A 23,588-nucleotide genomic window follows, 5' to 3' on the forward strand; every position below is an offset into this window, starting at 1 on the left:
ATTCTGATAAATCATATTCTCACTCCTTTTATTTGGTACAATTAAATTAATTTGTTATGAAAGTGTGGTGAGAAAATATGGTTAAAAATAAGGATATTAATAAATTTTTCAAAAACATTGAAAAAGATATGAAATCTCATGTGAATAAAGAATTATTAAATACCACTCACGAAATTGAATGTCCAGAATGCAAAAAGAAACGAAAAATAAAATTTAAAAATGGTAAAGGGAAATGTAAATATTGTGGTTCAACTATTAACTTAGACTTAAACTTCAAGAAGTAAGATAATCATTTACAATTTCTTTTAATTTATGTTCATCTAAATCCATTTTTATAAAATATTTTGGTTTTCTAACACTTCTAATCTCCTCCGCCAAGATGATGATTAGGAGTGTTATTTTTATAAGTTTTATTTTTTTCATCTATTCTCCCTCCACTTCTTTCAAACTCTCGTCATACATTGCAAATGCTATTCCAGTCATTAACCACATCAGTAATGAGTGTTCAATTGGCGCTGTACTGAATGATGCTATGATGAAGAACTCAATCACGACTAACAATGTAAGCATTGGATACTTTAATACGTTCCAAGTTGCTGTCATTTGACTTCCTCCAATTCAAATATTTCTTTGAAATTATCTTCTAAGAACTTTCGCATTTCAGAACCTACGAAACGATATTGATCATTATTGTTTATTGGATAATGTGCAAAATTTTGAATTTCTTCTCTGAACCTAGGTACTTTTAAAACTCTTGCCTTCAACCAATTTCTATTACGTCCAGTTTCATTTTCTAAATCTTCCATGCTCCACCATGTTTTTGTGTACATTGTTTATCACTCCTTTCGTGTATAATATTTTTATAAGGTGGTGATAAATATGAAATTAAATCATGATTGCGTTAGACATTTGTTATTAGAAATCGAATCTAATAAAAAGTTAGGTGAGGCACTTTCTGAATATAATTTCAAAGATAATATTGTATTTGAAAAATATGATTTTGATACTGTAATGTATACACTTCTAAAATTGAAAGAAGCCGGATACATCAATGTAAAACTTACTTGGTCTTCAGGAAAAATACATGCATGGATAATAAATGACATCACTTGGTCAGGGCATGAATTTTTAGATAATATTAGAGATGATAAAACTTGGAAATACGTCAAAGATGTTGCTAAAAAGTCTTCCAGTATGTCGGTTAGTTTATTGGGTAAACTGGCATTTAAATATCTCTCTGATGAATTCAATCTAACTTAAATTCAATTCCATCAACTAATGCATAAAAGTTATTACGTAAATGAGGATTTTCTTTTAAAAAACTATCGATAAAGTGACTTTCGACCATTAAGTCATAACCCTCATTTATCTGGACGTCTAACGGTCGTCTATTACCTGCTTTGTCATAGTAGTAATGGATGACTTTTTTTACTTCTTTCATTCTGTCTCCTCCTTGTATTATTACTTAAAGTGATATTGGTCATAAAATTTTAACTTGAATATTGTCCACACTAACACCAAATAAGTATGCAAGTGCATATACCTCTAAATTCTTTAGTACCGCATCTTCACGTTCCCACTTGATGACTGTTGGTTTACTAACACCTAATCGATCAGCAACATCTTGTTGTGTCATTTTGGCATTAATACGCCATGTTTTTATAGTAAAAGTCTGTGGCATTTTTGTTCACCTCGCTTTCGGTAACTCAATACTACTATGACTTAAAGTAATATTTCAACACTTAAAGTAATTAAAATTTCCTAAAAGTGATATTTCTTCTTGTAAAGTAAATTGATATGTGGTAAATTAATATTACATTAAGTAATATTAAAGGAGCAAAAACTATGGAATATAAAAGCGCTAGAAAAATTTTATCAGAAAATCTACAAAGTCTTATGAATAGAAAAAATGTGACTCAAAAAGAATTATCTGAGGAATTAGGCGTAAGTCAGTCAACTATATCTAATTGGATACAAGAAACTAAATATCCTAGAATTGATAAAATAGAAATGTTAGCCCAGTATTTTAATGTTCCTAAATCTTCTATAACTGAACAGAAGAAAGAACCTACTTATCAACCTACTACAATTGCAGCTCATCTTGATGGAGAAGTTGCTGATCTAAACGAAGACGAAATGCAAAAAGTGTTAGAATATGTGAAGTTTTTGAAATCACAACAAGGGAAATAGCATCACTTCGGTGGTGCTTAATATAAATAAAGGAGAATGTGGAATGAAAAAGTTATTGGTATTATTATTCGCAAGTTTATTAGTATTGGGTGCATGTGGTCAAAAAGAAGAAAGTTCATCTAAAGATGATGCTAAGGAAACGAAAAAAGAAGTTAAGAAAGATAAAACAAAGGAAGAATCAGGCAAAGCTAAAACTAAAAAAGAAAAAGAGTCTGCTAAAAAGTCTGAACCTAAGACAGAAGAACAAACTACTGAAGAAGTAGCAACTAATGAACAACAGTCTACACAAGGAGAAGCTAACTCTACCGAAGAAGTTGTTCAAGAACAACAAACACAAGTGAATACTTCTAACATTTCTAATGAAACTCAGTTACAAAGTGTATTAAATGGAAATTTTAGTGAAGAACAGAAAATTCAAGCATATAATAGCGCAGTTGCAAATGGAGTAATACCTCAAGGAACTGTATCAGAAGGTTCAGCTCAAGCAGCATATGAAAGTTCTAAAGGTATTCAGAATGGAGAATCAGAAAAAGATCAACTAGCGGAAAGATATCAATCATGGGTTGATGCCGGTTTGATGACTGAAGACGAGATGCAAGAAGAATTAGCAAAATAACTAACATACCTCACAAATCGTGGGGTTTTCTTATAAGGAGCGATAAATATGACAGTAACAAAAAGGAAAGAGCGTGGCACATGGCAATACGCTTTTGGACATGAAGGTAAGACTTATAGAAAAAGTGGATTTACAACTAAACGTGAAGCAGTAGAAGCAGAAACAAAAGCTAAGAATGATTTATTAGACGGGTTTCAGTTTGATAACAATATTACATTGTTCGATTATTTCAAAGAATGGTCAGAAACATATAAAAAACCTGTTGTAAGTGAAAAAACTTATGTGTCCTATACTACTATCATGAATCATTTGGAAAAGGCATCTATCGGTAAGATAACACTAAAAGATATTACCAAAGTTAAATATCAAAAGTTTATAAATAAGTTTGCTAAAACTCACACAGATGAGTCTGTAAGAAAATTAAACGGTAAAATAAGAAGTTCTATAGATGATGCTATATATGAAGGAATACTTAAAAAGAACTTCACATACAAAATAAAGTATGTTGGTAAAAATGAAGCACAGCAAGAAGATGATAAATATATCACATTAAAACAATATTCAGATCTAAAGAAAGAATTGAAAACAAAATATACCGATTCATCACTAGTTCTATTTGTTATGGTCGTTACGGGTTGTAGAATATCTGGTGCTATCAATTTGAAATATGAATATATAGATAGGTTTAAAAGAACGATTTATATCAATGAGCAAAAAACAACCACTTCACCTAGAACAGTAGAAGTATCTAAAGAAGATATGGACCATATTTTAAAAGTATTGGAGCAAAGACCTGCTACAATGGACGGTTTTGTATTTAGTAATGGTATAAGTACTAACGCAGTAAACAAGGCTTTAAAAGGTTATTGTGAACGATTAGGCATTAAACAAATTACAACGCACGCCATCAGACATACTCATTGTTCTTATTTATTATCTAAAGATGTATCTATACATTATATTTCTAAGAGATTAGGTCACAAAAATATTAAAGTGACATTAGAGGTTTATTCACACTTACTAGAAGAAAGTTTTGAAGAAGAGAATAAGAAAGCAGTTGAAGCTTTGAAAGTTTTATAGCTTGGTGTAGTTTTGGTGTAGTTTTGGTGTAGTTACCGAATATAACGAGGTATATCTATATACAAAGAAATCCCGTCATATCAAGGTTTTTAACCACGAGATACAACGGGATATTGGTAATTTACGTCCTGGGAGGGATTCGAACCCCCGACCGACGGCTTAGAAGGCCGTTGCTCTATCCAACTGAGCTACCAGGACATCTTCAACACAAGAATAATTATATCTAATCGGCGCTGATTTATCAATACCTTTTAAAAAGAAAAAGGTTTATTAAATCGCTTTACAAGTATTATTACATGTTTGATATAAATGTTCTGCTTTTATTCTATGATTACGATGTCATTTACTTTAACTGCATTTGCTTTATCTGCTTTACATATCGATTGATCTTCAAATATTTCTAGTACACTAGCGTGAACAAGTCCTTGTGCAGTTAATACATATATATTTTCACTTTTATGCAAATCATTGTCTTCATTTTTATTAATACAAAATTTTTCTTGATTAATAACTGATGTTACATGTGTTCTATTCATTTTAACACCCTCCCGATAACATTACAGCTCCTACTTATTTACATTAAATTAACGACATTAATAATTATAAAACAATTTGACTTTAATTGAAAGTTATTCTAATTATTTATTAAAGAGGCTGAAAGATTAACATTTGAGGTTAATGCAAAATACTGACGCCCGGGGGAATAGTATGCGTGAGAGACTACAGGCTCGAACCATAGCCCTAGGCAAGCATGACTTTCACAATCGTGAGATTTTAATAAAAAATTGTCTTCGCTAGGCTATAACCTAATGAAGAAACTTTTTTATAATGCTAAAATTTGTTTATCTATTTCTTCATGATTTCTATTTAAAAATGTTAGACTAGCATTTTTAAGTTCACGATCAAATTCTATCATCGCATATGTTTCTTCCCATCGACCTCTCGTTTGAGAAATACTGCCTGGGTTTATGCAATACACGCCATCAATTAATTCACATAAAGCTACATGACTATGACCATAGAATGCGAATTTAGCACGTGCATTTTTAGCGTGCGCACTCAATACATTTCTAGAACCTTTAACTTCGTATCGATGTCCATGCGTAAAGAAGTATGGTACATCTTGCATCTTACCTTGATCTTCTATTGGGAAACGTGGATCAAAATCACAATTTCCTTTTACTCTTTGATATAAGCTTAATTCAGTATCATCATAATCAAATTCTGAATCTCCTATATGTAGAAATAAATCCGCTTCTCTATATTTATCATATATTTCATGTAGAACCCCTTGCTCTCCATGATTATCACTGACAACTATCCATTTCATTGGAATCTCTCCCCTATATCTTCGTTCATTAATTTAATAGCATTTCCTCGATGGCTAATTGCACTTTTTTCTGCAGCTGTTAATTCTGCCATCGTTCTATCTAATGATGGTACGAAGAAAATCGGATCATAACCAAATCCATTTTCACCTCGTTGTTCGTCTATTATTTCACCTTGTGCTTTACCGATATAAGTAAGGGTATCTTTACCTGGTTCACTAACAGCTATAGCACACACAAATTCTGCTTCTCTATCTTCTACGCCTTTTAAATTATTTAATAATTTATTAATATTATCTTGATCATTTTTTTGTTCTCCAGCATATCGTGCTGAATATATGCCTGGTTCACCGTTTAAAGCTTTAACGGATAGTCCGCTATCATCTGCTATAACGATTTTATTAAGCTGTTTTGACGCTGATTCTGCTTTTAAAACAGCATTTTCTTCAAATGTTGTGCCTGTTTCATCTACATCAAAATCTGGATCAATTTCAGAAATACCTATAACATTCGCTTTAGGAAAAATTGCTTTAAAGTCATTTATTTTACCTTTGTTGTTTGATGCGACAATGATTTCATTCATGTTTATCTCTCCTTACAAAGTTATTCTTTCTACTTTAGCATCTTTTATATGTAACCATTCTTTAATTGTTCTCGTTATATGCTCTACATCACCATTTGCAAAAAATTTATGCTTAGGATTTGGCGTATAATAAGAATGCTCATTACTAAATGTTAATAAAGCACTGACCTCTCTAGCAGTCTCCAAACCTGAAGATATAATGGTCTTCCCATCATCAAAATATTGGTGAATCGCATCATATAATAATGGATAATGCGTGCAACCTAATATCACTGTATCTGAATCATCATAACGCCATTGTTTAAGTGTTTGATGTATAACAATACTTGTTATCGTTGGGTCTTTGTACCTCATTTGTTCTACTAATGGGACGAATCCTGGACATGCTATACCTTTAACTTCTACTTGTGGATTAATAGACTTTATACTTCTTCTATATGCTTCAGACTTGATTGTGCCTTCTGTTCCTAATACAAGCACACGATTATTATTCGTTGTCATAATGGCTGTTCTAGAACCTGGATCAATAACGCCTATAACAGGAATCGACAACATCTCCTGTAATGGCTTTAAAGCTACGGCAGTTGCAGTATTACAAGCAATTACAAGCATTTTAATTTCCTTTTCAACTAAAAATTCAGCTAACTGAATTGTAAATGCTTTTACTTCTTCTTTTGATCTCGGACCATAAGGACATCTCCCTATATCACCTAAATAAAAAATCGTTTCGTTAGGTAATTGTCGCATTATTTCTTTAGCTACAGTTAACCCACCGATACCTGAATCAATTACTCCTATTGGTTTATTCATTTATCTTCACTTCTCATTCTTTTTAACATAATCTCTAAAGCTTCATTAAATTTATTTTTATCTTCATCGTCCATCACCGATAAAAGTTCTTCAGTATATAATTGTCTTGCGTGAACGACTTCATCAATCAATGCTGTACCTTTTTCTAACAACTTAACATGGAATACTCTTTTATCTTCTTCAGATTGAATTCTTAAAACTAATTCTTTTTGTTCAAGTTTATCAATGATATCGGTTGTCGTCGAATATGCTAAAAATAATCTTTTTGATAATTCACCTATCGTTAATTGTTTATGTTCATTTAACCATTGTAATGCTATAAATTGTGGTGGTGAAATTTCATATACTTTTAACTGTCCTCTTGATCTTAATTTAGTTCTTTCTACAATATGTCGTAACGAATATTCAATCTGTTTAGTTATTTCTTCCATTGTTGTTTGTACCTCTTTTCACTTAAAACTTATATTCTTTATAATAACACATACATATATTTGCAGTTAATTAATTGGTCTATTTTCCCCTATTCAAAATAGCAAAAAACCTTTAAAACCAACTTTATAATTGGCTTTAAAGGTTCTTGAGTTAAAATATTTAGTTAACTTCGTGATCTGATCCGAAGAATGATTTAAACATTTGGAATGTCGCTTCTCTGTTCATAGCTGCAATAGATGTTGTTAAAGGAATACCTTTTGGACAAGCATTAACACAGTTTTGTGAACTACCACATTCTTGAATACCACCATCAGACATTAATGCTTTAATTCTCTCATCTTTAGTCATACTACCTGTTGGGTGTAAGTTGAAAAGACGAACTTGAGAAATTGCTTGAGCACCCATGAAATTATTATTCACATTAACGTTAGGGCATACTTCTAAACATACACCACAAGTCATACATTTAGATAACTCATAAGCAGTTTGACGCTTTTTCTCAGGCATACGTGGACCGGCACCTAAATCATAAGTACCATCAATCGGAACCCATGCTTTAACTTTTTTCAAGTTATCAAACATACGAGAACGATCGACTTGCAAGTCACGTATTATTGGAAATGTCTTCATTGGTTCTAGCTTAATCGGTTGTTCTAACTGATCAATAATTGCTGAACATGATTGACGCGCTTTGCCATTGATAACCATAGAACAAGCACCACATACTTCTTCAAGACAGTTCATATCCCAAGTGACTGGTGTTGTTTTTTCACCATTTGAAGTAATTGGATTTCTTTGTATTTCCATCAAAGCTGCAATTACGTTCATATTTGGTCTATAAGGAATCTCAAATTTTTCTTCGTATGGTTGTGATTCGCCATTTTCTTGACGCTTTATAATAATTGAAATTGTTTTGTTTTCTTGTTTTTGACTTTGTTCATTTTGTTCAACTGTTTGAGTGTCTGCCATTATTATTTACTCCCTTCAGATTTCTTAGAGTAATCTCGTTTACGAGGTTTAATGTGACTAATATCCACTTCTTCATATGAAAACTCAGGTGCTTCTTCTGGTCCTCTGAACTGAGCAATAGTCGTTTTCAACCATTCTTCATCATTACGTTCAGGGAATTCTGGTTTATAGTGTGCCCCACGAGATTCATTACGATTGTATGCACCAATTGTAATAACTCTTGCTAGAACTAACATATTCCATAATTGACGTGTGAAGAATACAGCTTGGTTACTCCATGTTGAAGTATCTTCCATATCAATATTTTGATATCTCTTCATTAATTCAACAATTTTCTTATCTGTTTCGAGCAGTTTATCATTATGACGAACAACAGTAACGTTTGCAGTCATTATTTCTCCTAATTCTTTGTGCAACTTATAAGCATTTTCAGTACCTTTAAGATTTAGAAGATGGTCAAACTTCTCTTGTTCTTCATCAATACGTTTTTGGAATATTTCTTCACCTAACTCAGTGTATGATGTTTCAATATTTTTAACGTATTCCATTGCGTTTGGTCCTGCAACCATACCGCCATATATTGCTGATAATAAAGAGTTAGCCCCTAATCTATTACCACCATGTTGAGAGTAGTCACATTCACCTGCTGCAAATAAACCTTTAATATTAGTCATTTGATCAAAGTCTACCCAAATTCCACCCATTGAATAATGGACAGCTGGGAAAATTTTCATTGGGACTTTACGAGGGTCGTCACCAGTGAATTTTTCATATATTTCAATTATACCACCAAGCTTAACATCTAATTCATGTGCGTCTTTATGTGATAAATCAAGATAAACCATGTTTTCACCGTTAATACCAAGTTTTTGGTTTACACACACATCAAATATTTCACGTGTTGCAATATCACGAGGTACTAAGTTTCCGTAATCCGGATATTTTTCTTCTAAGAAATACCAAGGTTTACCGTCTTTATAAGTCCAAATACGTCCACCTTCACCACGTGCAGATTCACTCATCAATCTTAACTTATCATCACCAGGTATAGCTGTTGGGTGGATTTGAATAAACTCACCATTTGCATATTTAGCACCTTGTTGATAAACGACAGAAGCTGCAGAACCAGTATTAATCATTGAGTTTGTAGACTTACCAAAGATAATACCAGGACCACCTGTTGCCATAATGACAGCATCTGATCCGAATGCTTCTATCTTAGAATCTGTTAAGTTTTGAGCTACAATACCACGAGCTGCATCTTCATCATCTTTAACGATTCCTAAGAATTCCCAGCCTTCATATTTTGTAACTAATCCTTTAACTTCATAACTTCTAACTTGTTCGTCTAATGCATATAGTAATTGTTGTCCAGTTGTTGCACCTGCAAATGCAGTTCTATGATATAAAGTACCACCGAATCTACGGAAATCTAATAGACCTTCTGGCGTACGGTTAAACATAACACCCATTCTGTCTAATAAATGTATGATACTAGGTGCTGCTGCAGTCATATTTTTTACTGGTGTTTGGTTAGCTAGAAAATCTCCACCATACACTGTGTCATCAAAGTGAATTAAAGTAGAGTCGCCTTCACCTTTTGTATTAACAGCTCCGTTAATACCACCTTGTGCACAAACAGAGTGTGAACGTTTAACAGGTACTAATGAGAATAAATCAACATGTGCACCTTTTTCTGCAGCTTTAATCGTTGCCATCAAACCTGCTAAACCACCACCGACAACAATGATTTTGTTGTTTGCCATAAAAATTGTCACTCCCCTAAAAAGTATAAATCCTATACGAATGCAAATATAGCTCTTAAGCCAATAATACTAATTACGATAAATACAAATAAAGTTACATATGTCATAACACGTTGTGATTTAGCTGATTGTGTAATTCCCCATGTGATGAAGAATGACCATAGACCATTTGAAAAATGGAATATAACACTTAATACACCCACAACGTAAAGCGTTACAGAAATAGGATTAGATAAAATATCTGATACCATATCAAAATCAACATGATGACCTAATGCAGCTTGAATACGTGTTTGATACACATGTACAGCTATAAATATAAATGAAATTATGCCAGTTACACGTTGTAATAAAAACATCCAGTTTCTGAATAATGAATGTCTTCCTACATTTTCTTTAGCTGTAAACGCTATGTATAATCCATAAATAGCGTGGAATAGTATAGGAATATAAATAACTACAACCTCTAACACTATTTTAAATGGTAAATTCCACATAAAATCAGACGCTTTATTAAAAGCCTCTGGGCTAATAGTTGCAAAGTGGTTAATTAATAAATGCTGAATTAAGAATATTCCTATAGGAATTACACCTAATAATGAATGAATACGACGTAAAATAAACTGTTTTTCGCTTGACGCCAAAAGAAGTCCCCCCTAACTTTATTCTATGGCTCTATCGTTATATTATAGATATCATAACCTGAAAACGATTACATATATCCTAAAAAAAATTCGATGAGCATTACATGTATATTGTAACATCATTAAGTAAGAATTTGGGCATGAGAATTATTCTCATGCCCAAATATATTCATTTTTTATTGTAAATTTACTCTTTAATTACTAAGCTTATTTACTAAGTTTTGGGCAACTTTTTCTGGAAGGCCAATTTTAATAAAATCTTCTATATTTGATTCACGCATTTTTTTAATAGAACCAAAATGTTTCAACAATGATTGCTTTCGTTTCGGTCCTATTCCTTCTATTTCATCTAACGCAGATTTTAAAGTTGTCTTTTGTCTCGTCGATCTATGAAAACTTATGGCAAATCTATGCACTTCATCTTGGATACGTTGAAGTAAATAAAATTCTTGTGAGTTTTTCTTTAGTGGTATAATTTCTGCTTGCGCACCATAAAGTAATTCTGACGTTTGGTGTTTATCATTTTTACTTAATCCTGCTATTGGAATATCGAGTCCTAACTCATTCTCTAACACATTTCTAACTGAAGACATATGTCCTTTACCACCATCAACAATGATCAAATCTGGTATTGGCAGGCCTTCTTTTAATACTCTCGTATACCTTCTTCTAACTGCTTCTTGCATAGATTTATAATCGTCAGGTCCTTTGACAGATTTAATTTTGTATTTACGATAATCTTTTTTACTTGGCTTACCATCTACAAAGGCAATCATTACAGATACAGGGTCCACACCTTGTATATTAGAGTTATCGAAAGCTTCAATTCTTATAGGTGTCTGTATACCCATAGCTTCCCCTAAATTTTCTATAGCTTTAACAGTTCTAGATTCGTCTTTAGCGATAAGTTCAAATTTATTTTTCAATGAAATATTCGCATTCTTAATTGCCAAATCCACCATTTCTTTTTTCTTACCTCTTTTAGGTTGAATAACCTTTGAATCAACTACTGACTCTACAGTTTTAATATCCACATTCATTGGTATGTGTATTTCTTTAGGCGTTAAATGTTGATTTAAAGTATAAAACTGACCTATAAATGTATAAAATTCTTCTTCAGCAGTTTGTATGATTGGAACCATAGAAGCTTGTCTTTCTATTAATTTCCCTTGTCTAATAAAGAATACTTGAATACACATCCAGCCTTTATCTACTGAATAACCAAATATATCTCTCATTGTCATATCAGATGACATCATATTTTGTTTATAATTCAACATTTCTATATGTTGTATTAAATCTCTATATTCTTTAGCTTCTTCAAATTTCAACATTTCACTTGCTGCGTTCATTTTATCATTCAAGTCATTGACAATCGTTTTATCATCGCCATTTAAAAAGTCTGTAATTTCTTTAATCATCGCCTGATATTGAGCTTGCTCTACAGGATATACACATGGACCTAAACATTGTCCTATATGGTAATATAAACAAACTTTATTCGGCATCGTTACACATTTTCTTAAAGGATAAATTCTGTCTAGTAACTTTTTCGTTTCATGTGCTGCATAAGCATTTGGATATGGACCAAAGTATTTACCTGAATCTTTTTTCACCGTTCTCGTCACGATTAATCGTGGATGTTTTTCTTTCGTTATTTTAATAAATGGATAACTTTTATCATCTTTTAATAATATATTGTATCTAGGTTGATGCTTTTTTATAAGGTTCAACTCTAGTAATAATGATTCAATTTCACTAGATGTCACAATAAATTCGAAATCTCTTATTTCTCCGATTAATCGAGTTGTCTTTTCATCATGTGCGCCTGTAAAATAGCTTCTCACTCTGTTTCTTAAACGCTTTGCTTTCCCAACATATATAACAGATTGATGTCTATCTTTCATAATGTAACAGCCCGGATCAGTAGGCAGTACATCTAGTTTTTGTTTAATTCTTTTTTGGTAGTCTTCCACCTTTTTCACCTACCTTTTTATAGTAATTATATCAACAAAATTTAGTTTAACCAAAACATACGTTCTATACTATATTAGAAATAACCATAAGTTTTTACAATAGTTACGCAAAAAAAACTGTCTACAAAGTCTTTCACTTTGTAGACAGTCTATGGTTACCTTTACACGTTTATATTAATAGTGTTTAGATAATACTTGTTCTAGTTGTTCTTTAGGTTGGAAACCTACTACTTTATCTACAGCTTCGCCATCTTTGAATACGATTAATGTTGGAATACTCATTACTTCGTATTTAGCAGCTGTTGCTTGATTTTCATCTACGTCTAATTTAACGATATTAGCTTTACCTTCAACGTCTTTAGCTAAATCTTCTAATACTGGCGCGATCATTTTACAAGGTCCACACCAAGGTGCCCAGAAGTCCACTAAACTTACGCCTTCTTTAATTTGTTCGTCAAAATTTGCATCTGTTGCTTTTACTAATGCCATTGGAAAAATCCTCCTTGTTAACTTATGATAATGAGAGTATAGCACGCTTTATTTAGCAATGCATGTTGTTTGCTCAAACTGTATTGTAATAGATGTTGCACTTGGAATCAATTACTTAAATTGCGGTTTTCTTTTAGTGATAAATGCATTTATGCCTTCTTCTGCATTTTCACTTTCAATAATATCGACAAAATGTCTTTCTTCTATTTGATCACTTTCTAATGATAAATCTAAATTAGACATTTGTTTAATCACTTTAATAGAATTTAAAGACTTAGAAGCAATACTATAAGCTAACTTTTCAGTTGCTTTTTCTAGTTCTTCTTTATCTTCAACAATTTCATTGAACAAATGCTGAATGTCATCTAAATTGACATTCTCACCAGTTAAAGCAACTTGTAACGCTTTATGTTGACCGATCATATAAGACAGTCTTCTGACGCCACCAAATCCAGGAAATATACCTAAATTAATTTCAGGTAATCCTACTTTCGTATCTTTCGTAATCAACCTCATATCGCATGCTAAAGCGAGTTCAAATCCGCCACCTAAACACACACCATGAATAGAACTTATAACTGGTTTATGACAAGTTTTGATTAATCTAAATAATTTAGCACTTGTTGATGCGAGATCTAGTCTTTCATGTTTAGTTAAATCTGGGAATGATTTAATATCTGCACCAGCAGAAAAACATTTTTCATTCCCTTTAATGACGATAACTTTTATATGATCATCAAATCCTTGAGTCTCTATTGCCTCAATAATATTTGTTAAAACTTCTTCATTCAAAGCATTAACAGGACCATGATTTAAATGAATAAAAAGAACTTGGTTCTCTACATGTGTTTTAATCAATTTAATAACCACCTCTATAAGAATATTAAATAAGCAATACCTGCAATAAATGTTAAAGCAGAAATAACGAGCAACACTTTTGCTAGTTTATACATATCAAAATTATCCAATATGTTTCCTCCTTATTTCAATGTCACAACTGTAACACCAAACCCACCTTCTGATGGCATGCCTGTTCTATAAGAATCTACTGAACGATGTCTTTTCAGATGGTCCGTTACACCTTTTTGTAATGCTCCAGTACCTTTACCATGAATAATGTTTACAGTACTGTAATTTGAAAGAACAGCTTGGTCGATATATTGATCTAATTCTACCATAGCTTCATCATAACGATAGCCACGTAAATCTAAGTCCATTTTTATTGTTGAACGGTTTGTTCTTGGTACGACTTTACTTGGTTGTTGTTTCTTTTTATCAAGTTTTTCTAAATCTTTTACTTCGATTTTCATTTTTAATATACCCATTTGAACGACTACTTCGTCATCATTTACAACATCAATCACTTCACCTTTTTGACCATAAGATAATACTTTAACGTCATCGCCTTTTTCAATTTTATCATGACGCTCTTTTTTAACATTTTGTTTAATTGATTCAGCTGTATATTGATTGTCTAGTCGTTTTTTTCTTTCAATGAGTTCGTGTTCTTTAACATTAGCGGCTGAATTGTCTCGCATATCTCTCAATTCTTGTAAAATTGTTTCAGCTTCTTTTGTTTTCTGTTTTACTTCTTGATTTGCTTTATTTCTTGCTTCGTCCATTAATTGTGTTTTGAAATTTTCGAAACGTTGTAATTCATGAGCTAATGATTGATGTAGTTCTGTTGATTCTTGTTTTAATTTCTCAACTTCAATTCTATCATTTTCTACAGACTTCGCATTTTTTTCTAGAGATTCAATCATCACATTAATTTCTTTTTCATCTTGACCAATTAAAGATTTTGCATGGTTAATTAATTCATTCTTTAATCCTAATTTTTTCGAAATTTCAAATGCATTAGATCGTCCTGGTATGCCCATTAATAATTTGTATGTTGGTCTTAACGTTTCCACATCAAACTCAACACTCGCATTCATAACTTTATCACGATTATAACTATATGCTTTAAGTTCAGGATAATGTGTTGTAGCCATAATTAAAGCATCTCTTTCAATTGTGTAATCAAGTATGCTCATCGCTAAAGCTGCACCTTCACTCGGATCAGTACCTGCACCAAGTTCGTCAAATAAAATTAAAGAATCTTTATCAGCTTGATCTATAATATTGACGATGTTTTTCATGTGAGATGAGAATGTTGAAAGCGACTGTTCTATAGACTGTTCATCACCAATGTCACAAAATACTTTTTTAAAAATCGTAATAATTGCGCCATCTAATGTAGGAATCAACAATCCTGACTGAGCCATTAATGTAATCAAACCTACTGTTTTAAGTGTTACTGTTTTACCACCAGTATTTGGACCTGTAATAATAACAGCGTTTATATTTTCTTTAAATTCAATTGTATTACTAACTACTTCAGTTTTGTTAATTAATGGGTGTCTCGCTTTTGGTAAATAAATTGCTCTATCATCTGATAAAACAGGTTTTGTCGCTTTAATTGTTGCCCCAAATTTTGCTTTAGCTGTTATAAAGTCTAAATGTCCCATGACTTTCGTGCTCGACAATAATTCGTAACCCACTTCGCTAACCAACTCAGTTAAGATATAAAGCAATCTATCTTTTTCTTCTTTCTCTTTAGCTTTAACTTGTGATATTTGATTGTGCATTTCTACTATTGCACTTGGTTCAATATATAAAGTTTGTCCTGATGCAGATTGGTCATGCACGATACCACTGAAATCATGGCGATATTCAGCTTTAACCGGCAGTACGTATCTATCATTCCTAACCGTTAAAATAGAATCAGATAATTTCTTTTGATTGGCTGATGATTTTACCATTTGTTCTAATCTTGATTTAATGCGATCATTCGTTTTTTTAATTTGATGTCTTAATTCTGCTAACTTCGGACTCGCAGTATCAAATAAATCGTGTTCATCACATTGTTCACTAATTTGATTGAGTAATTCACTCAACACAGGTAGTTGAGCAACATATCCATCAATGATTGGATAAAGAATATCTTCATCTTCGTCAACGATACTTGCATAGAACGTTTTAAATCTATTTTGAACTTGAATATTTCGTTTAATTTGATTCAGTTCTTCAACATTTAGTAAACTACCGATTTCAGCTCTTCTAACAAAAGATTTAATATCTTTTAACCCTGAATAACCTGGCACTCTATGTTTATTATATATTTGAGTCATTTCATCTGTTTCATTCAAACTATGTTGAACTGTTTCCATTTCATCACTTGGTTTAAGTTCATTAATGAGTCGCTCTGCAATATCACTTGTTGCATGAGCAGATAATTGTTGAATAATTAAGGGATACTCAAGAACTTTTAATGTTTTTTCATTCATACTATCTTCCCTCTTCTTTGAATACTTTTATTTATTAGATTTAATCCATTGTTTAAATTCTTCACGTGTTTTAGCATTGATTACTTGTGATTGTTTTACCCAACCTTTTTGTGCTGTACCGACACCATATTTCATAAAATCAAAATGATCAATATGATGTGCATCAGTATTTATTGTAATCATTAAATCAGGATTGTTTTTCAACACTTCCGCATTTAAATCTAATCTTTGTGGATTAGCATTCAATTCTAATACTGTGTTTGTTTCCTTAGCCATTTTAACAAGTTGTTCAATATTTACTTTGTATCCTTCTCTTCTCCCGATAATACGACCAGTTGGATGTGCAATATGTCTTACATATTTGTTTTCACATGCCACTTTCAGTCTATTCATAATTTCTCCTTCAGTTTGATTAAAACTTTGGTGAATAGCTGCTATGACATAGTCTAATTCTTTCAAAACTTCATCAGGATAATCTAGCGTACCATCTGGCTTAATATCCATTTCTGTTCCGCTATAAATATCGATTTCTTTATACTTTTCATTTAACGCTTTAATTTTTTTGTTTTGTTCTAATAAACGTTCTATTGATAAACCATTAGCGACCGCTAAACTTCTAGAATGATCTGTGATACAAATAAATTGATACCCACGTTCAATAGCCGCTTCAATCATTTCTTCTAATTTAAATGCACCATCACTATATGTAGTGTGCATATGAATATCTCCATTGATATCTTCTAATTTAATAATATCTTGGATATTCTTATCAAACTCCGTCCCATCTTCTCTCATAGTTGGAGGAATGTATGGAACATTGAAATGGTCATATATTTCTTTTTCACTTTGATAAGTAATAACGTTACCATTGCTTTCTTCTATACCATATTCACTCACCTTTTCATTTCTTTGTTTGGCGAGTTGTCTAATTTTAATGTTATGGTCTTTTGATCCAGTGAAATGTTGTAAAGTGTGATAGAACGCTTCTGGTTTAATGAGTCTAAAATCAACACCTATGACTTCATCTCCAATTAACAAATCTAATGAAACTTTCGTTTGTCCAACTGCAATTTGTTCTTTAATTTCTGGGAATTTTAACAATAGTTGTTGTACTTTCAACTCATCTTCTGTAGAAATAATATAATCTAAATCTTTGCTCGTTTCTCTCATTCTTCTAAAACTACCCGCTACTTGATATTGAATAATTTCATCAATGTCGTCCAAAAATTGATTAATCACTTCGTGTGCTTTAATGATTGTATTAATTGGATATCTCTCAGGTCTTTGTCCTAAAACTTTTGCTTCTTCTAAAAGTTTTTGTTCTGTTTTTTTAGCAAAGCCAGATAATGCAGAAACTTGATTATTTTCACACGCTTCAATTAAGTCTTCTTTATTTTTAATATTTAATTCTTTATATAGTTTAGCAATTTTTTTGCTACCTAATCCAGGTATTTTAAGCAATGGTATTAATCCTTCTGGAATTTCTTCTTTAAGTTCGTCTAAGTAACTTTGAGTGCCATGATTAATATATTCATTAATCACATCACCCACTCCTTTACCAATACCTTTTAAAGTTGTAACGTCTTCTATTTCATTGATCGTTCTTTCATCTGTTTCTAAAGATTGACTTGCTTTTCGATAAGCAGAGACTTTGAAAGGATTTTCTCCTTTAATTTCCATATAAATTGCGATTGTTTCTAACATTTTTACGATATCTTTTTTAGTTAACATATCTATTCCTCCGTAAAAAAAGTCATAGGTTGTCCCATGACTTTTTTTAATATAAATTCATTTAATTTGCAAGCCATTTTACTAATTGTTCAGATAAGAATGGTGTCTTCGATAATATCACATTCCCAATAGATGATTGGTGGAATGCATCTATAAATGATGGAACTGGAATGACTGCAATTGCAGCTAACGTGATAATAACGACTAAGTACGCCTCTATAAAACCAAGTGCCATACCAAAGTATCTTGCATATTTGCCTCCAAAATCCATTTGGTGATAAAAATCAAACACTGTTGCTACAATTTGTAAAATCACTTTAGTAAAAACAAATAAAATGAGAATCGCCATAATATTATAAAATGCATTCTCATTATTAATATTATTAAATATAGTATTTTTCCCTTCCGTAGACGCACTAGGGTAAGGCAAAATTAAATGCAGTTGTTTACTAAATGGTGCATAACATATAGTGGCGATTACCAATGAACAAATAGTACCAATAGTGTGTAGTGACTGGAGTACTAAACTACGTCTATAGCCAATGATGACTCCTAATATTAAACATAAAATTATAAATAATGTAATCATTCTAAATATCCTTTATTTTTTAATTGTTTGATTTCTTCTTTTAACTTTTCATTTTCCTCTTCTAATTTAACATATTCATGCATAACATTAACAGCCGTGAGTACAGATTTACGCGTAGTATCTAATCCAGCATTCAGCTGTCCTAACGCTTGAATCTTCTCATCGACTCTTCCAGCTACATATCGAATATGCGAAGGATCGTCTTCACCAATTATTGTATAATGTTGATCATTTATAACTACTGTCACTCTGTTTTTGTTTTCACTCATTATACTACCCCTGTTCAAATTATAAATGGAATTTCTATATATTTAATCATACTATATTATACATGACATATGTTCATTTGTGTATGGATATCCACTAAGTTCATCTGAGAATATTCGTTTATATCATAAATTTGTGCTACTCTATTTATAGAAAATATATTAAAGGCAGGACACAAACTTGGCAAATATCGTAAAAAAGATTGATTCTCAAACAATCAATAAACTAATAAAACAATATAATATGGACACTGAAAACCTACCAACTGGTACTTTAGCGCGTAAAAAAATAAAAAGCACACAAGTACAAATATATCGTTCTCAAAAAATCATGTTTCAAGGCAAAGATGCTGAGCAAGTTGCAAGTTCAGTATTAGGAGAAAAAATTATGCCTTCTACTCCTAGTAAATCTATTCCAAATAAAACACATACCTTCGACTTACACAATACAATTGGTAGTGATGAAGCAGGCAGTGGCGATTATTTTGGACCTTTAACCGTGTGTGCAGCATACGTTTCTAAAAAGAATGCTAAAATATTAAAAGAAATAGGTGTGATGGACTCTAAATCATTAACGGACATAAAAATAGTAGAACTAGCAGAACATATTATTCAAATATGTCCACATTCATTAATCGTACTTGATAATCCCAACTATAATACGAAGCAATTAGAGGGATGGAGTCAAGTTAAAATGAAAGCCGTCTTACACAATCAAGCGATCAAAAATGTCATAACGCGCGTAGAGGAATCTGAATTAGAACAAATTGTAATCGATCAATTTGTCCAAGCCAGTACATATGAAAAGAATATTATAGGTTCAATGCCACGAAAAGATATTACATTTTTCGAAACAAAAGGTGAATCAAAATCTATCGCAATCGCTGCGGCAAGCATCATAGCAAGATATGCATTTGTTAAACATATGGATAGATTAGCTCAAGAATTAAACGTCATCATACCAAAAGGCGCAAGTAATAAAGTAGACTTACAAGCAGCCAAAATCGTTCAAAAATATGATATTAATCAGCTTGATGCAATAACTAAAAAACATTTTAAAAATAGAGATAAAGTATTAGATCTCATAAAACGTAAAAGGAGAAATTAGTATGTTACTCATAACACTTAGTTGGCAAGTTATATTAGCCATTGTTATTATCTGCTACTTAATCTGGTTTATCGGCAAACAACTTATCAAAATCACAAATAAGAATAAAAAATAAGTAAAAACCACAGTAATCTGCAAAATATACAGATTACTGTGGTTTTATTAAATATAAATTTGATATTCAAATTAATTATGCTCTTAAAGTAGCACCTTGTTGTTCTAATGCTTCTAATATTTGATTATGAACTGATGAAACTTTTTCTTCTGTTAAAGTTTCAGTAACATCTAAATAATCAATTCGAATTGCTACTGACTTCTTACCTTCTTCCATATGTTCACCTTCATAAACATCAAATACTTCAGCATGGTTCAGTATATCAGCACCATTTTCATTAATTGTGCTAATTAATGTAGATGTCGTTACTTCAGTATTTACCACTAATGCTATATCTCTAGATACGCCAGGGAATCTAGGAATAGCTTCATATTCTATTTTACCGACTGGTTGTTCTAACACTTTTGTAAAGTTTAACTCAAAAACATAAGTACGGTCTAAGTCATTTTCTTTTTCTACCTTAGGATGCAATTCTCCTATTAAACCTACTACTTCATCATTTAATTTCACGTACGCTGTTCTACCTGGGTGCAACAAGTCTAATTTCGCCGCTTCAAATGTGAATGAAACGTTTAATTGCTCTGCAATACGTTCTACAATCCCTTTAACTAAAAAGAAGTCTACAGGTTCATCTTTTTGTTGCCATTTATTACCTGTATATTGACCCGTTAATATACCACTTAAAAATTCAACTTCTGTAGGTAATTGATTTTCTCCATTACTATAGAAAACTCTGCCTAGCTCATATAATGCTACGTTTTTATTTTTTCTAGCTACGTTATAACGCGTTGCATCTATTAGTCTTGGTAATAAACTTTGACGCAATACGGCTTGATCTTCACTCATAGGCATCATAAGTTCTACAACTTCTTGTTCCTCAAGTGCGTAATCTTTAGCAACATCTTTATGAACTAATGAATACGTAATGGCTTGATCTAATCCAGCACCTTCAAGTATTTCTTTAACTTTACGTGTTTTAAGTTGATTATCTGTTAAATATCCAGCTGTTGTACTTTCAAAGTTTGGTAAAGTTGATGGTAATTGATCGTATCCATAAATTCTTGCAACTTCTTCTATTAAGTCTGCTTTAATAGAAATATCATTTCTTCTTGAAGGAACGTTAACTTCAAATGAATCTTCTGACACGTTTGTCGCAAATCCTAAACGGTTAAAAATAACATTTATCTCTTCAGTTGAAAGTTCAAATCCTATTAATTGATTTACATCATGAGTAGAGATTTCAATTGTTTTAGATGTTTCAGGTAAAGTACCATCTGACACAACTTCACTGAGTACTGTGCCACCTGCAATATCTTGTAACAAGAATGCTGCTCTATTTAAAGCATCTATAACTCTTTCACTTGCGATGCCTTTTTCGAATCTACTTGATGCTTCACTTCTTAAACCTAATCTTCTTGAAGTTTGTCTTACATTTGTAGCATTAAATATCGCACTTTCTATAACGACATTTTGTGTTTTGTCTGTTACTTCTGAGAAATCTCCACCCATAACACCAGCAATTGCAATCGGTTCTGAACCATTTGTAATGACAACATCAGAAGCAAGTAATTCTCTTTCAACACCATCTAGTGTAGTGATTTTTTCATTTTCTTGTGCATAACGCGCAACAATTTGTTCTGATCCAATGTGATCTTGGTCAAACATATGTAGAGGTTGACCATGTTCTAATAGAATATAATTCGAAATATCAACTACATTATTTATTGGACGAATTCCAGCTTTCATTAATCTTGATTGTAACCAAGTTGGTGATGGTGCAATCGTAACATTCTTAACTACTCTAGCTGCGTAATAAGGTATCGCTTCTTCATTTTGAACCGCAACACTAATCTCTTGAGTTGCTTTTTCTGGCGCTTCAGTTAAATCTGTATTTGGATATTTTATTTCATTACCATACAGTGCACTCACTTCATGTGCTGCACCTAACATACTTAAACAATCTGCTCTGTTTGGTGTTAAATCAAAGTCCATCACTTCATCATTAAGCAATAAAGCTTCTAAAGCATCGCTACCAGGAGTCGGTTCATTAGAAAATACATAGATTCCGTCAGCATATTTTTTAGGCATGACATTAGCATCTAAACCTATTTCTTGTAAAGAACAAATCATACCTTCAGAAACTTCGCCTCTTAATTTCGCTCTTTTAATTTTAACGCCACCAGGTAAACGTCCACCAACTCTAACTACAATTACATATTGGTCTACATCAACGTTAGGTGCACCACATACGATTTGTACGGGTTCTTCTTCCCCAACATCTACTTTACATATATTTAGTTTATCAGCTTCAGGATGTTTTTCTTTTGATACAACATGTCCTACAACTAATTTTTTAATATCTTCACCGTATTTTTTAATGCTATCTACTTCTATACCACTTCTTGTTATTTTCTCAGCTAATGCATCTATATCAGCATCTATTTTAATATATTCATTTAACCATTCTTTACTCACTAACATTATGCTTCACCACCATCTTCTACAGGCTTAAATTGCTCTAAAAATCTCACGTCATTTGTATAGAAATGTCTAATGTCTTCAATTCCATATTTCAACATCGCCATTCTGTCTGGTCCTAAACCAAAGGCAAAGCCTGAATATTTACTTGAATCAAATCCTGCCATTTCTAATACGTTTGGATGTACCATACCTGATCCTAGTACTTCAATCCATCCAGTTTGTTTACATACATTACAACCATGACCTTTACATTTAAAACATGAAACATCCACTTCTACAGAAGGTTCTGTGAATGGGAAGAAACTTGGTCTTAGTCGAATTTCACGATCAGCACCAAATAGTTTACGTGCTAATAATTCTAACGTTCCTTTAAGATCACTCATTTTAATATTTTCAGCAACAACTAAACCTTCAATTTGCGTGAATTGGTGACTATGTGTCGCATCATCAGAGTCTCTACGATATACTTTACCCGGACAAATAATTTTAACTGGTCCAACGCCATTACGCTTTTCTAAAGTTCTAGCTTGAACTGGAGAAGTATGTGTACGCATTAAAATTTCTTCTGAAATATAGAAAGTATCTTGCATGTCACGTGCTGGATGTGATTTTGGTAAGTTTAAAGCTTCGAAATTATAATAATCTGATTCTACTTCATAACCTTCAACGATTTCATAACCTAATCCTATGAATAAATCTTCTAAATCTTCATTTATTTTAGTAAGAGGATGTTTCGCACCTAAAGTCACTTTTCTACCAGGCAATGTTACATCAATCGTTTCGTTTTCTAGTTGTGCATTTAAGGCTTCTTCTTCTAAAAGCACTTTTTTAGCTTCAATTTCTATTTCAACTGCTTTACGCACTTCATTAACGAATTGGCCAAATTCAGGTCTTTCTTCTTTAGGTAATGCTTTCATTTCTTTCATAAGACCTGTTATAACACCTTTTTTACCTAAATAATTCACTTTTACATCTTGTAACGCTCTTTCAGCTTTTGCCTCGTTAATTCTTACAAGGGCTTCTTGTCGTAATTCAGATAATTTCTCTTGTAATGACATATATATCCTCCTATTTAGTCGAAAAAAA

28 protein-coding genes and 1 tRNA gene are annotated in these 23,588 nt (G+C 32.0%); 6 read left to right on the top strand and 23 right to left on the bottom strand.

What is annotated here, in order from left to right:
- Positions 1-77 precede the first annotated feature (77 nt).
- Positions 78-284, top strand: a complete 207-nt coding sequence (locus PYW35_RS08760; protein WP_103322265.1) for a hypothetical protein — start codon at positions 78-80, stop codon at positions 282-284.
- On the opposite strand, the gene PYW35_RS08765 is transcribed toward PYW35_RS08760, so the two are convergent.
- The 3 genes from PYW35_RS08765 to PYW35_RS08775 are packed head-to-tail and all read right to left on the bottom strand — an operon-like array spanning position 274 to position 830.
- Positions 274-423, bottom strand: a complete 150-nt coding sequence (locus PYW35_RS08765; protein WP_169925674.1) for a hypothetical protein — start codon at positions 421-423, stop codon at positions 274-276. The two genes, PYW35_RS08760 and PYW35_RS08765, sit on opposite strands and share 11 nt — an antisense overlap.
- Positions 424-603, bottom strand: a complete 180-nt coding sequence (locus PYW35_RS08770) for a hypothetical protein (RefSeq protein WP_103322266.1) — start codon at positions 601-603, stop codon at positions 424-426.
- Positions 600-830: a DUF771 domain-containing protein gene (locus tag PYW35_RS08775; protein WP_103322267.1), complete on the bottom strand. Its 231-nt coding sequence runs from the start codon at positions 828-830 to the stop codon at positions 600-602. Before PYW35_RS08775 ends, PYW35_RS08770 begins: the two co-directional genes overlap by 4 nt.
- Positions 831-879: 49 nt before the next feature.
- Between PYW35_RS08775 and PYW35_RS08780 the strand changes: the two genes are divergently transcribed.
- A complete protein-coding gene (locus PYW35_RS08780; RefSeq protein WP_103322268.1) occupies positions 880-1,260 on the top strand; it encodes a DUF2513 domain-containing protein in 381 nt (126 codons plus the stop codon).
- Here PYW35_RS08780 and PYW35_RS08785 read toward each other — a convergent pair.
- Both PYW35_RS08785 and PYW35_RS08790 read right to left on the bottom strand, forming a co-directional pair.
- Positions 1,247-1,441 carry a hypothetical protein gene (locus tag PYW35_RS08785; RefSeq protein WP_103322269.1) on the bottom strand — a complete coding sequence of 65 codons (195 nt, stop codon included), beginning with the start codon at positions 1,439-1,441 and terminating at the stop codon, positions 1,247-1,249. The genes PYW35_RS08780 and PYW35_RS08785 overlap by 14 nt on opposite strands.
- A gap of 39 nt (positions 1,442-1,480) precedes the next feature.
- The gene (locus PYW35_RS08790; RefSeq protein WP_103322270.1) at positions 1,481-1,681 is read right to left on the bottom strand and encodes a helix-turn-helix transcriptional regulator; all 201 of its coding nucleotides are present in this window, start codon (positions 1,679-1,681) and stop codon (positions 1,481-1,483) included.
- Between the two features lie 164 nt (positions 1,682-1,845).
- Between PYW35_RS08790 and PYW35_RS08795 the strand changes: the two genes are divergently transcribed.
- Genes PYW35_RS08795 through PYW35_RS08805 form a run of 3 tightly spaced genes read left to right on the top strand, consistent with a single transcriptional unit; the run spans position 1,846 to position 3,886 of the window.
- Complete coding sequence (locus tag PYW35_RS08795; protein ID WP_103322271.1) at positions 1,846-2,190, top strand: helix-turn-helix domain-containing protein; 345 nt, start codon at positions 1,846-1,848, stop codon at positions 2,188-2,190.
- 43 nt (positions 2,191-2,233) lie between these two features.
- Positions 2,234-2,806 (top strand): hypothetical protein, encoded by a 573-nt coding sequence (locus PYW35_RS08800; protein ID WP_103322272.1) that lies wholly within the window; start codon positions 2,234-2,236, stop codon positions 2,804-2,806.
- A gap of 48 nt (positions 2,807-2,854) precedes the next feature.
- Entirely contained in the window at positions 2,855-3,886 is a 1,032-nt protein-coding gene (locus PYW35_RS08805; protein WP_103322273.1) for a tyrosine-type recombinase/integrase, read from the top strand.
- Positions 3,887-4,010: 124 nt separating this feature from the next.
- On the opposite strand, the gene PYW35_RS08810 is transcribed toward PYW35_RS08805, so the two are convergent.
- The 16 genes from PYW35_RS08810 to zapA all read right to left on the bottom strand — a co-directional run bounded on the left by PYW35_RS08810 (position 4,011) and on the right by zapA (position 18,801).
- Positions 4,011-4,084, bottom strand: a tRNA-Arg gene (locus PYW35_RS08810).
- A gap of 122 nt (positions 4,085-4,206) precedes the next feature.
- Entirely contained in the window at positions 4,207-4,422 is a 216-nt protein-coding gene (locus PYW35_RS08815) for a hypothetical protein (protein WP_016911430.1), read from the bottom strand.
- A gap of 287 nt (positions 4,423-4,709) precedes the next feature.
- Entirely contained in the window at positions 4,710-5,216 is a 507-nt protein-coding gene (locus PYW35_RS08820; protein WP_103322274.1) for a YfcE family phosphodiesterase, read from the bottom strand.
- The gene (locus PYW35_RS08825; protein ID WP_103322275.1) at positions 5,213-5,797 is read right to left on the bottom strand and encodes an XTP/dITP diphosphatase; all 585 of its coding nucleotides are present in this window, start codon (positions 5,795-5,797) and stop codon (positions 5,213-5,215) included. Before PYW35_RS08825 ends, PYW35_RS08820 begins: the two co-directional genes overlap by 4 nt.
- 12 nt (positions 5,798-5,809) lie before the next feature.
- The gene (racE, locus tag PYW35_RS08830; protein WP_016911433.1) at positions 5,810-6,607 is read right to left on the bottom strand and encodes a glutamate racemase; all 798 of its coding nucleotides are present in this window, start codon (positions 6,605-6,607) and stop codon (positions 5,810-5,812) included.
- A complete protein-coding gene (locus PYW35_RS08835; protein ID WP_016911434.1) occupies positions 6,604-7,038 on the bottom strand; it encodes a MarR family winged helix-turn-helix transcriptional regulator in 435 nt (144 codons plus the stop codon). The genes racE and PYW35_RS08835 overlap by 4 nt, the downstream gene beginning before the upstream one ends.
- 160 nt (positions 7,039-7,198) lie before the next feature.
- Entirely contained in the window at positions 7,199-8,008 is an 810-nt protein-coding gene (sdhB, locus tag PYW35_RS08840; RefSeq protein WP_016911435.1) for a succinate dehydrogenase iron-sulfur subunit, read from the bottom strand.
- A 2-nt stretch (positions 8,009-8,010) separates the two neighbouring features.
- Positions 8,011-9,774, bottom strand: a complete 1,764-nt coding sequence (gene sdhA / locus PYW35_RS08845; RefSeq protein WP_016911436.1) for a succinate dehydrogenase flavoprotein subunit — start codon at positions 9,772-9,774, stop codon at positions 8,011-8,013.
- Positions 9,775-9,806: 32 nt separating this feature from the next.
- Positions 9,807-10,418, bottom strand: coding sequence for a succinate dehydrogenase cytochrome b558 subunit (locus PYW35_RS08850; protein WP_103322276.1), 612 nt, complete (start codon positions 10,416-10,418; stop codon positions 9,807-9,809).
- Between the two features lie 194 nt (positions 10,419-10,612).
- Entirely contained in the window at positions 10,613-12,394 is a 1,782-nt protein-coding gene (gene uvrC, locus PYW35_RS08855; RefSeq protein WP_103322277.1) for an excinuclease ABC subunit UvrC, read from the bottom strand.
- A gap of 174 nt (positions 12,395-12,568) precedes the next feature.
- A complete protein-coding gene (trxA, locus tag PYW35_RS08860; RefSeq protein WP_016911439.1) occupies positions 12,569-12,883 on the bottom strand; it encodes a thioredoxin in 315 nt (104 codons plus the stop codon).
- Positions 12,884-12,994: 111 nt separating this feature from the next.
- On the bottom strand, positions 12,995-13,741 hold the full coding sequence (locus PYW35_RS08865) for an enoyl-CoA hydratase/isomerase family protein (RefSeq protein WP_016911440.1): 747 nt from the start codon (positions 13,739-13,741) through the stop codon (positions 12,995-12,997).
- A 122-nt stretch (positions 13,742-13,863) separates the two neighbouring features.
- The gene (locus tag PYW35_RS08870) at positions 13,864-16,212 is read right to left on the bottom strand and encodes an endonuclease MutS2 (protein WP_016911442.1); all 2,349 of its coding nucleotides are present in this window, start codon (positions 16,210-16,212) and stop codon (positions 13,864-13,866) included.
- Positions 16,213-16,239: 27 nt separating this feature from the next.
- A complete protein-coding gene (gene polX / locus PYW35_RS08875; protein WP_103322278.1) occupies positions 16,240-17,943 on the bottom strand; it encodes a DNA polymerase/3'-5' exonuclease PolX in 1,704 nt (567 codons plus the stop codon).
- 61 nt (positions 17,944-18,004) lie between these two features.
- Positions 18,005-18,532, bottom strand: a complete 528-nt coding sequence (locus PYW35_RS08880; protein WP_103322279.1) for a CvpA family protein — start codon at positions 18,530-18,532, stop codon at positions 18,005-18,007.
- Positions 18,529-18,801 carry a cell division protein ZapA gene (gene zapA, locus PYW35_RS08885; RefSeq protein ID WP_103322280.1) on the bottom strand — a complete coding sequence of 91 codons (273 nt, stop codon included), beginning with the start codon at positions 18,799-18,801 and terminating at the stop codon, positions 18,529-18,531. The genes PYW35_RS08880 and zapA overlap by 4 nt, the downstream gene beginning before the upstream one ends.
- A 178-nt stretch (positions 18,802-18,979) precedes the next feature.
- Here zapA and rnhC point away from each other — a divergent pair, with 178 nt between their 5' ends.
- Positions 18,980-19,906, top strand: coding sequence for a ribonuclease HIII (rnhC, locus tag PYW35_RS08890; protein ID WP_103322281.1), 927 nt, complete (start codon positions 18,980-18,982; stop codon positions 19,904-19,906).
- Positions 19,907-20,096: 190 nt separating this feature from the next.
- Here rnhC and pheT read toward each other — a convergent pair whose 3' ends face one another.
- Complete coding sequence (gene pheT / locus PYW35_RS08895) at positions 20,097-22,502, bottom strand: phenylalanine--tRNA ligase subunit beta (RefSeq protein WP_103322282.1); 2,406 nt, start codon at positions 22,500-22,502, stop codon at positions 20,097-20,099.
- Complete coding sequence (gene pheS / locus PYW35_RS08900) at positions 22,502-23,560, bottom strand: phenylalanine--tRNA ligase subunit alpha (RefSeq protein ID WP_016912837.1); 1,059 nt, start codon at positions 23,558-23,560, stop codon at positions 22,502-22,504. The genes pheT and pheS overlap by 1 nt, the downstream gene beginning before the upstream one ends.
- Positions 23,561-23,588 lie beyond the last annotated feature (28 nt).

Origin of the sequence: Mammaliicoccus vitulinus (assembly GCF_029024305.1) — a bacterium.
GTDB lineage: Bacteria > Bacillota > Bacilli > Staphylococcales > Staphylococcaceae > Mammaliicoccus > Mammaliicoccus vitulinus.